The sequence below is a fragment of the Salinivibrio sp. MA427 genome (assembly GCF_001996115.1).
GTDB lineage: Bacteria > Pseudomonadota > Gammaproteobacteria > Enterobacterales > Vibrionaceae > Salinivibrio > Salinivibrio costicola.
This window is the reverse complement of the sequence record NZ_MUFH01000079.1, coordinates 1-9,596: the sequence shown is the minus strand read 5'-3', so window position 1 is coordinate 9,596 and position 9,596 is coordinate 1. Positions and strand designations below refer to the sequence as shown.

The 9,596-nt window shown below is 50.0% G+C and carries 9 protein-coding genes and 1 pseudogene; 8 read left to right on the top strand and 2 right to left on the bottom strand.

Annotated features, from left to right (window positions below; translation table 11 throughout):
- Both BZG79_RS07370 and lolB read right to left on the bottom strand, forming a co-directional pair.
- Positions 1–201, bottom strand: a pseudogene (locus BZG79_RS07370) (4-(cytidine 5'-diphospho)-2-C-methyl-D-erythritol kinase); the annotation flags it as partial.
- Positions 191–757 (bottom strand): lipoprotein insertase outer membrane protein LolB, encoded by a 567-nt coding sequence (lolB, locus tag BZG79_RS07365; RefSeq protein ID WP_025744489.1) that lies wholly within the window; start codon positions 755–757, stop codon positions 191–193. The gene lolB and the pseudogene BZG79_RS07370, both read right to left, overlap by 11 nt.
- A 385-nt stretch (positions 758–1,142) precedes the next feature.
- Here lolB and hemA point away from each other — a divergent pair, with 385 nt between their 5' ends.
- From hemA to ushA, 8 genes are all read left to right on the top strand, one after another.
- Positions 1,143–2,402 (top strand): glutamyl-tRNA reductase, encoded by a 1,260-nt coding sequence (hemA, locus tag BZG79_RS07360; RefSeq protein ID WP_077460061.1) that lies wholly within the window; start codon positions 1,143–1,145, stop codon positions 2,400–2,402.
- A gap of 11 nt (positions 2,403–2,413) precedes the next feature.
- A complete protein-coding gene (gene prfA / locus BZG79_RS07355; RefSeq protein WP_077774080.1) occupies positions 2,414–3,502 on the top strand; it encodes a peptide chain release factor 1 in 1,089 nt (362 codons plus the stop codon).
- Positions 3,502–4,347: a peptide chain release factor N(5)-glutamine methyltransferase gene (gene prmC / locus BZG79_RS07350; RefSeq protein ID WP_077575926.1), complete on the top strand. Its 846-nt coding sequence runs from the start codon at positions 3,502–3,504 to the stop codon at positions 4,345–4,347. The genes prfA and prmC overlap by 1 nt, the downstream gene beginning before the upstream one ends.
- Before the next feature lie 31 nt (positions 4,348–4,378).
- The gene (locus BZG79_RS07345) at positions 4,379–4,762 is read left to right on the top strand and encodes a SirB2 family protein (RefSeq protein ID WP_025673295.1); all 384 of its coding nucleotides are present in this window, start codon (positions 4,379–4,381) and stop codon (positions 4,760–4,762) included.
- A 2-nt stretch (positions 4,763–4,764) separates the two neighbouring features.
- Positions 4,765–5,574: a tetratricopeptide repeat protein gene (locus tag BZG79_RS07340; protein WP_025744492.1), complete on the top strand. Its 810-nt coding sequence runs from the start codon at positions 4,765–4,767 to the stop codon at positions 5,572–5,574.
- Positions 5,575–5,605: 31 nt separating this feature from the next.
- The gene (kdsA, locus tag BZG79_RS07335) at positions 5,606–6,457 is read left to right on the top strand and encodes a 3-deoxy-8-phosphooctulonate synthase (protein ID WP_077774079.1); all 852 of its coding nucleotides are present in this window, start codon (positions 5,606–5,608) and stop codon (positions 6,455–6,457) included.
- A 155-nt stretch (positions 6,458–6,612) separates the two neighbouring features.
- A complete protein-coding gene (locus BZG79_RS07330) occupies positions 6,613–7,959 on the top strand; it encodes a Na+/H+ antiporter NhaC family protein (protein ID WP_077660759.1) in 1,347 nt (448 codons plus the stop codon).
- A gap of 271 nt (positions 7,960–8,230) precedes the next feature.
- On the top strand, positions 8,231–9,596 hold a 1,366-nt coding region (ushA, locus tag BZG79_RS07325; protein ID WP_077774078.1), incomplete at its 3' end, for a bifunctional UDP-sugar hydrolase/5'-nucleotidase UshA.

Here is a 9,596-nt window from a genome sequence, read left to right as displayed (position 1 = left end):
GTCTTTCTCATCGACGCCGTCAATGGCGGGGCTAAGGTTGATCGTGCCGCTGTGATTAGGCGTAATAGCCAAGGTGTCGCCGTGATCTAAAAACTGAAACAAGGTTTGCAGTTCGTGATAACCATTGGCTTGGCGTCCATTGATATAAAGAAATAAGTTAAGTTTCGCTGGCGCTGGCCAGTAGGTTGTTTCAGTCATTATCGAGTGTCCAAGTAGAAATCATCAGTTTGATCGTTTGCTGGTCGTTACTGAGCGTGATTCGAGTTGGAAGCGCAGGCTGGGTCTCGGCGCTGTAGCCTTGATAATCGATATCCCAACCTTGTGTGTCGTCGAGGGCGGCCAAGCGGTTATCGGGGCCGAGTGAAAAGCGGTCTTGTGCGCGTGGTAGGCCAATCAACCAAGGGGCAAGCGCATCAACGGGTAAATGGGCGCCGGTCAAATAGGCGATCAAACGGGCTGGATTAGGGTCTTGGTATTGCTTGCCCTGATCATCAACCAAGGTCGCACCTTGCGCATTCATGGTTAGAGATAACAGGGTGGTTCCCAAAAAATTCGTTAGCCGCAGTGTCGATTCAGTCGGAGAATGGCGCCAGTAAAGGTTGGCAGAAAAGCGCGTATCTGGTGCGATAAAAGCCACCTTACCGCGTGCGGTATAACTGTCTATGGTCTCAAGCGATGCGCGATGCGTTTGCCATTCTGTGGTAGGAGCCGGCGCCGTTGCACAGCCAGAGAGCACCGCAAAGACGACCGTCAACATACTGATTCGTATACAAGAGAAACCAGCGCGTATACAAGGGAAGCCAGTGCGCATAAAAGAGAAACCAGCGCGTATACAAGAGAAAACAGTACGTATACAGGAGAACATGAAAGCGAGTATCCTTTTATAACGTCAACAGACAGTGATCAGCATTTGGCATTACTTTGCCATAAGCGCCGAGGTGAGAGAAGTCAGTTAGGCACTTAGCCGTGCGGGAGGAAAGAATGGGTATAGTTGTTGTTGGCCAGTCTGTCATCAATCTCGTGAGGCTTCACATTTCCGCACCACGAAAATACTGCGATACAATGTTCGCTTTAATTCACGGGGGGCATCAAGTAAAATCCCCCGCTCCAATCCTTACTGGTGCTGTCGGTAACAACGCTTCATGAGCCTGTTAGTTCTCGGAATCAATCACAAAACGGCCCCCGTCGAGCTGCGGGAAAAGGTCGCCTTTTCGCCGCAACAACTGGAGCAGGCGTTAGGGCAGCTTTCCGAGCATCCGCAGGTGCGCAGCTGTGTGATTGTCTCAACCTGCAATCGCACCGAAATCTACGCCGAGTTAAATCAACCTGGTGTCGGGGTCTTGGTTGAATGGCTCACACGCTTTCATCAACTCAGTGGCGAAAGTTTGATGGCAAGCATTTATTATCACGAGGAACAATCTGCGGTGAAGCATCTGATGCGTGTTGCCTGTGGATTAGATTCTTTGGTGTTAGGTGAGCCGCAGATATTAGGTCAAGTTAAACAAGCGTACGCGAGTGCCAGTGATGCCGATATGATTTCCGGCTCGTTGGAAAAATTGTTCCACAAAACCTTTGCGGTGGCAAAACGGGTACGAACCGAGACCGAAATTGGTGGCAACGCGGTATCTGTTGCATTTGCGGCCTGTACGTTGGCCCGCCAGATTTTTGAATCCTTAGCGGACGTCACCACATTGTTGGTTGGCGCGGGAGAAACGATTGAACTGGTTGCGAGACATTTGCATGAGCATCAATGCAGCCAAATTATCTTTGCGAACCGTACGCAATCGCGCGCTCAATGTTTAGCTGAACAGTTTGATGCCAAAGTGATTGGCTTAGACGCGTTACCCGAGCAGCTTTGCCACGCCGATATCGTGATCAGTTCAACGGCGGCGCCCATGCCTTTGATTGAAAAAGCGATGGTTGAAAAAGCCTTGAAACAGCGGCGCCACCAACCCATGCTGTTAATCGATATCGCGGTACCACGAGACATAGACGAGAAAGTGGGCAACTTATCGGATGCTTATTTGTACAGTGTGGATGACTTACAATCCATCGTGGAGCACAATCGAGAACAACGAAAGTTGGCCGCGATCCAAGCAGAAGCCATTGTCACCGAAGAAAGCGCCGACTTTATGCGCTGGTTACGTTCACGCGAAGCGGTAGATAGCATCAAGCAATACCGGACACAGTCCGAACATATTAAACAGGCGGAGCTGGCGCAGAGTATTCAAGCCCTTGCCAATGGGGCTGACGCAGAAAGCGTATTACGCCAGCTTAGTAACCGCCTGACCAATAAACTGATCCACCCTCCTACACAAGCGATGCAGCAGGCTGCCCAAAATGGTGAGCCCGATAAACTGGCCGTGATGCGTACGTGCTTGGGGCTGGACAGCGACAACTAACGAAGAGATTTATGAAAGCATCAATATTAGCGAAGCTAGAATCGCTGGCGGAGCGCTACGAGGAAGTACAACACCTGCTCGGAACGCCTGAAATCATTAGTGAGCAGAACAAATTTCGTGYGCTGTCGAAAGAGTACGCGCAGCTGGAAGAAGTGATCAAATGTTTTACGGCGTTTAAGCAAGCCAAAGAAGACCTCGCGGCTGCGCAAGAAATGGCTAACGAAGATGATCCTGACATGCGCGAGATGGCGCAAGAAGAAGTCGCGCAAGCCGAGCAAAGCATTGTTGCGTTGACCGATCAGCTGCAAATCTTATTGTTGCCGAAAGACCCGAACGATGACCGTAACTGCTTTTTGGAAATCCGTGCCGGGGCCGGTGGCGACGAAGCCGGGATTTTTGCGGGTGACTTGTTCCGCATGTATAGCCGTTATGCCGAGCAACGCGGTTGGAAGCTGGAAATGATCAGTGCCAGTGGAGGAGAGCACGGCGGCTTTAAAGAAGTCATTGCCCGTGTTGCCGGAGAAGGTGCGTATGGTGTGCTTAAGTTTGAATCTGGCGGCCATCGCGTTCAGCGCGTGCCGGCCACGGAGTCACAAGGGCGCGTCCATACGTCAGCGTGTACCGTGGCGATTTTGCCTGAAGTGCCAGAAACGGAAGCCCCTGAAATTAATCCGGCTGACTTGAAAGTTGACACCTTCCGAGCTTCGGGAGCGGGTGGGCAGCACGTCAACACCACCGACTCTGCGATTCGCATTACTCACTTGCCGACCGGCACTGTGGTGGAATGCCAAGATGAGCGTTCACAACATAAAAACCGCGCCAAAGCCATGTCAGTACTGGCAGCACGTTTGATTAAAGCGGAAGAAGAAAAACGCGCCGCTGAGGAAGCCTCAACCCGTCGTAACCTGCTTGGCTCGGGCGATCGTTCCGATCGGATTCGGACTTATAACTATCCGCAAGGTCGCGTCTCCGATCATCGCATTAACTTAACCTTGTATCGTTTAGACGATGTGATGCAAGGGGATCTCGATAGCTTGGTGGATCCTGTGATTCAAGAGCATCAAGCGGATCAATTAGCGGCCTTGTCTGAGCATCCATAATGACAGTCACGATAGGCGCGTTGCTGGCCGATAGCACCACTGAGCTCACCGCATTATCCGGTGGCTCGGCGGGCATTGATGTTAAAGCTTTGCTCTGCCATGTGTTAGCGCAACCTACCAGCTATCTCTACACCTGGCCCGAGCGTAAACTCACCGCGGCACAACTGGCGCAATTTCGTCAGCTGTTTGCCCGCCGACTGCAAGGAGAGCCGATTGCATACATTCTGGGCTACCGTGATTTTTGGACCCTGAGACTGAATGTATCGCCAGCGACGTTGATCCCGCGTCCAGAAACCGAACTCTTGGTAGAACAGGCGTTAGCGCTTCTGCCAGCGACCCCTTGTCGGGTGTTAGACTTAGGCACCGGCACGGGAGCGGTGGCATTAGCCATTGCCAGTGAGCGCCCCGATATCACCGTTGTGGGCGTTGATTTGATGCCAGAAGCAGTGATGTTGGCAAGCCGAAACGCGGATGCACATCAAATTAACAACGTCCACTTTATTCAAAGTGACTGGTTTAAGGCGTTAAGCGATATGCATCGGTTTGATCTGATTGTCAGTAATCCGCCTTACATCGATGAGACGGATCCGCATCTGCAACAAGGGGATGTTCGTTTTGAGCCCATGAGTGCGCTGGTGGCTGAAGACAGCGGGTTGGCAGATATTCGTTATATTGGTCAATCCGCCCCCGATTACTTAGCCGCCTCTGGCTGGTTGATGGTCGAACACGGCTACAACCAGGGAGAAGCGGTGCGTCGTGTATGGAAAGAAGCGGGTTGGCACAATCTCCAAACCCAACAAGATTACGCTGGACTCGATAGAATCACCTTGGCACAGCGACGTTAATTGAGACTGACAGGAAGCAGGAATCATTATGATCTACATGGCCCTCAAGCACACCCACTTACTGACCGTGGTATTAAGCCTCTCTTTATTCGTGATCCGTTTCGTCTGGGTGATGCGTGATAGCGAGATGATGAACAAAAAATGGGTCAAGGTCACGCCGCACGTGGTCGACACCTTGTTATTGACCACCGGTGTCGCATTGATTTTTGTCACCGGCTTTATACCGTTTACAGAGTCTGGTGCGTGGTTAACCGAAAAGCTGACCTGTGTACTGGCTTACATTGCATTAGGCTTTGTTGCTTTACACTACAGCCGCGGCAAACTGTTCCGGACACTGGCGTTTTTTGGTGCATTAGGGTGGGCCTATGCCGCCGCTAACTTAGCACTGATTAAAGTTCCACACCTAATGGGATAAATATGATGCCATTAACCGATCAACAATTAGATTCGCTAACACTGGCAGAAGGGGCTATCAGCCTCAACCATGCCATTGACGCGTCGATCGACGCTCATCAAGTGAAGGCCTCTCTCGATCGTCTCGCGGATGAAGCGGAGCATCAGCTCGGCGCCGAGCCCGATATGGCGCTGCGTCTTGAGGGATTATGCCGTCTTTTTTATCACCAATGGCAGTTTAAAGGCGATATCGAACAGTACTTTTCTTCCGATAATGTCTTTTTGGATAAAGTCTTAGCGCGTAAAACCGGGATCCCCGCTTCACTGGGGGCAGTGTTTTTATACCTCTGTGAGCGCTTATCTTTACCCGTTCAACCCATCGCTTTTCCTAGTCAATTAGTGTTGAGAATTGATCAACTGGATAACGCTCCTGTGTTTATTAACCCCTTCAATGGCGAACGTGTGAGCCAACGTACTTTACGCGGCTGGTTAAAAGGGAGCCAAGGGCCGCTGGCGGAGCTTGAAGATTCACACTTATTGCCGAGCGACAATCCAACCATTATTGGTCGTTGGCTGACGGTGGCCAAAAGTGCTTTATTACGCGAAGAAAAGTACGCCCTGGCACTGCGTTGTAGTGAGCTTGCGTTGACCTTTAGCCCAGACGATCCTTACGAAATTCGTGATCGTGGCTATATTTTTCAGCAGTTGGATTGCGATCGCGTAGCGGCGACCGACTATGAATATTTTATTGAGCAGTGCCCGGACGATCCGGCCGCTGAGCTGTTAAAAATGCAAGTGAAAGCGCTTAACGAAGAGCAACCGACGTTACATTAATGCGTATTAACGCATGATAAAGGATACCCCTATGACGCAAAAAACCGTCCATATTGGCGATACACCTGTTGCGAATGATCGCCCGTTCACCTTGTTTGCTGGCATGAATGTGCTGGAGTCACGTGATTTAGCGATGCAAATTTGTGAGCATTACGTCAAAGTGACTGACAAACTTGGCATTCCTTACGTCTTTAAAGCGTCGTTTGATAAGGCGAATCGCTCCTCGGTGCACTCTTACCGTGGCCCAGGGATGGAAGAAGGGTTAAAGATTTTTGAAGAGCTCAAGCGTACCTTTGGCGTCAAAGTGATCACCGATATTCATGAGCAATACCAAGCTGCGCCCGTGGCGGAAGTCGCCGACGTGATTCAGTTACCGGCGTTTTTGGCTCGCCAGACCGATTTGGTCGAAACCATGGCCAAAACTGATGCGGTGATTAACGTGAAAAAGCCTCAATTTATGAGCCCKGGGCAAGTGGGCAACATTGTTGATAAATTTGCTGAGTGCGGCAACGAGAAGGTGATTTTGTGTGAGCGTGGTAGCTGCCATGGTTACGATAACCTGGTCGTTGATATGCTGGGKTTTGATGTGATGAAAAAAGCCTCAAACGGTAGCCCAATTATTTTTGATGTGACCCATGCGCTCCAGTGTCGCGATCCGCAAGGCGCTGCATCCGGCGGCCGTCGTCAGCAAACCGTTGATTTAGCACGTGCAGGTCTAGGCACTAAAATTGCTGGCTTGTTTATCGAAGCGCACCCAGACCCAGATAATGCCCGTTGTGATGGCCCCTCAGCCCTGCCGCTGAATAAACTCGAGCCKTTCCTSGCGCAAATGAARKCYCTGGATGATGTGATCAAAAGCTTTGCAGATATCGATATTCRCTAATCCGGCCTATCGATACCCATAAAAAAGCTGCCCAACGTTGGCAGCTTTTTTTGTGTCTCTTCGTTTTTTAGATGTTTAGACGTCTATTTGTTGACTGGACGGCTAGAGGGCTGTAATCTTGTTGACAGTTTTATAAGAGGTATAACAAAACTGCCATGACAACATCAGCAAACACCACACCGAAGCCTTCTGCGCTTGCACTGCTTCCCCTGATTTTATTTTTAATCCTTTTTATTGGATCGGGCGTGTATTTTACCTTAGAAGGTGTCGACTACGCCTTTTATCAATTGCCTGCACACGTCGCGATTTTACCCGCGGTAATCTTGGCCATTGGCCTAAGCCGCGAGCGCCTGAATACGGCCATTGAGCAGCTCATTCGTGGCATGGGACATGGTGATATTATTGCCATGTGTTTAATCTATTTGCTGGCTGGTGCGTTTTCTTCGGTGGCGGATGCAACCGGGGGCGTGGAAGCCACGGTCAATCTTGGGTTAGCGCTGATCCCCGAAAGCCTTATTCTGCCGGGCTTGTTTGTGATTGCGGCGTTTATTTCCACTGCAATGGGCACCTCGATGGGCACCATTGCCGCGCTTGCGCCTTTTGCATTGAACATGGCCACTGCAACCGGTCAATCGCCCGCTGTCATGGCAGGTGTATTGCTGAGCGGCGCGATGTTTGGCGATAACTTATCGTTTATCTCTGATACCACAATCGCGGCCACGCGCTCACAAGGCTGTAGCATGCGTGACAAGTTTAAAGAGAACGTTGGCATTGCCATTCCTGCTGCCATCGCTGCGATCATTCTGTTTGTATTTAATAATCAAAGTGCGCCAGTTGAAGCGCCTGAGAGCATTAACTACTTGGCGGTTATCCCTTACCTTTCGATCATCGTATTGGCACTGGCGGGACTAAATGTGTTTGTTGTCCTGACTTCAGGTATTTTGCTGGCGATGGGTGTGGGTCTGATGAGCACGCCTGACTTTACCTTGATGACGTTTAGCCAAGAGGTCAAAGACGGCTTTGCCAGCATGCAAGAAATCTTCGTACTCTCGTTAATGATTGGTGGTATTGCTGAATTGATGCGTTGCCAAGGTGGATTAAGCTTTTTGACCAACACAGTCAATAAAGTGATTGTCCGCTTTCAGAAAAACCAAGGTCAGCATCACTCTCGTGCGAGCGAGTTTGGCATCGCCTTGTTAGTGTCTTTCGCTAACTTATGTACGGCCAATAATACCGTGGCCATTGTTGTATCGGGCCAAGTGGCTAAAAATATAGCAACTGAGCATTCCGTACCGGCTAAGCGAAGTGCAAGCTTGTTGGATATCTTTTCATGTGTCGTGCAGGGCATGATTCCTTATGGCGCACAAATTCTGTTACTCGGTGCAAGCTTTGGGCTATCTCCTTTAGTGATTGTCAGCCATTCTTACTACTGTTTCTTTTTAGCCGCGTCTGCCTTAATTGCTGTCAGTAGTCGTCATTGGTGGCAAGCGCGCCGCGCGTAACCGTCACTTGATAAAACCACGGTGCTGGCTTTGCCTGTCTCATTCGATAAGCAAAGGCTGCACCGTTTTTTAATGGCTTAGAGTCTTGGCTCTAGAAATTTTGCCCCGATCACCAAAGTCAGTAATTTTGGATATCGTATAGTGATCATCGCAACAAAAATATGAAATGGCTCAGCGCTATAGCAACAATTCTTTTAGACTAGATAGCGTTTTCTAACCACCGACAATGATGTCGATGGTGGTTTATCCCTCGCTAAAAAGGTCTATGATCATGAAGGAACGTCTTTGTTTAAAGGCAGCGGTTAGTGCTGCGTTAATTGCATCATTGGCAGGGTGTGCCAACTCAGGCTCTGAGACACCAGAGCAAGGTTGGGCGCCAGATACCACTTATAAACTCACCATTCTTCATACCAACGACAATCACGGTCGTTTCTGGCACAACCGCTATGGCGAATACGGCATGGCCGCGCGCAAAACGCTGATCGATGAGCTGCGTACAGAAGCACAAGCAGAAGGCAGTGAAGTGCTACTGCTATCAGGCGGTGACATCAATACCGGTGTCCCAGAGTCTGATCTACTCCACGCGGAGCCGGATTTTAAAGGGATGACGCGCATCGGTTACGACGCCATGGCGATTGGTAACCACGAGTTTGATAACCCATTGAGCGTGCTCGAGCAGCAAATGCAGTGGACCGATTTTCCAATGCTGTCTGCCAACATTTACGATAAAGAAACGGGCGAGCGCAAATTCCAGGCCTACGAGATGTTTGAGCGCAATGGCCTAAAAATTGCGGTTGTCGGTCTGACCACAGAAGATACCGCGAAAATTGGTAACCCTGAGTACATTGGCTCGCTCGACTTCCGTGATCCGAAAGCAGAAGCGAAAAAAGTGATCGCCAAGCTCAAAGAAACCGAAAAGCCGGATATCATTATTGCGGCAACCCATATGGGCCACTATGCTGATGGCAAAAGCGGTGTAAACGCCCCGGGTGATGTGGCGTTGGCGCGCTATATGGATGATGGCGACCTTGACCTTATCATCGGCGGCCATTCACAAGAGCCGGTTTGTATGGAAGGACCGAACACGTATAACGAGAGTTTCGAGCCCGGTGATGCGTGTACCCCAGACCAGCAAAACGGCGCGTGGATCATGCAAGCCCATGAATGGGGTAAATATGTCGGTAAAGCCGAGTTTGAATTCCAGAATGGCGATTTAAATCTTGTCAGCTACGATCTTATTCCTGTGAACCTGAAAAAGAAAATCAAGGTTGATGGTGAGAGCCAGCGCGTCTTTATTCAAGATGAAATCGCAAAAGACCAAGCCTTGTATGACTTCTTGAAGCCATACCAAGACAAAGGCCAAGAGAAGCTCAACGTTAAGATTGCTGAGAGTAACGGCAAACTAGAAGGCGATCGTGATGTGGTGCGCTTCCAGCAAACCAACCTAGGCCGCTTAATTGCTAAGTCGCATATGGAACGCGCTAACGCTGACTTTGCGGTGATGAATTCAGGCGGTGTGCGTGACTCTATTATCGCCGGTGATATCACTTACAAAGACGTGCTTAAAGTGCAGCCATTTGGCAATATGGTCACTTACACCGACATGAGCGGTAAAGAAGTGATGGATTACCTCAATG

What these genes read in the sequence shown, in the direction of transcription:
- lolB (WP_025744489.1), bottom strand. Translation starts at nt 757, where the DNA reads ATGTTGACGGTCGTCTTTGCGGTGCTCTCTGGCTGTGCAACGGCGCCG.
- hemA (WP_077460061.1), top strand. Translation starts at nt 1,143, where the DNA reads ATGAGCCTGTTAGTTCTCGGAATCAATCACAAAACGGCCCCCGTCGAG.
- prmC (WP_077575926.1), top strand. Translation starts at nt 3,502, where the DNA reads ATGACAGTCACGATAGGCGCGTTGCTGGCCGATAGCACCACTGAGCTC.
- BZG79_RS07340 (WP_025744492.1), top strand. Translation starts at nt 4,765, where the DNA reads ATGATGCCATTAACCGATCAACAATTAGATTCGCTAACACTGGCAGAA.
- BZG79_RS07330 (WP_077660759.1), top strand. Translation starts at nt 6,613, where the DNA reads ATGACAACATCAGCAAACACCACACCGAAGCCTTCTGCGCTTGCACTG.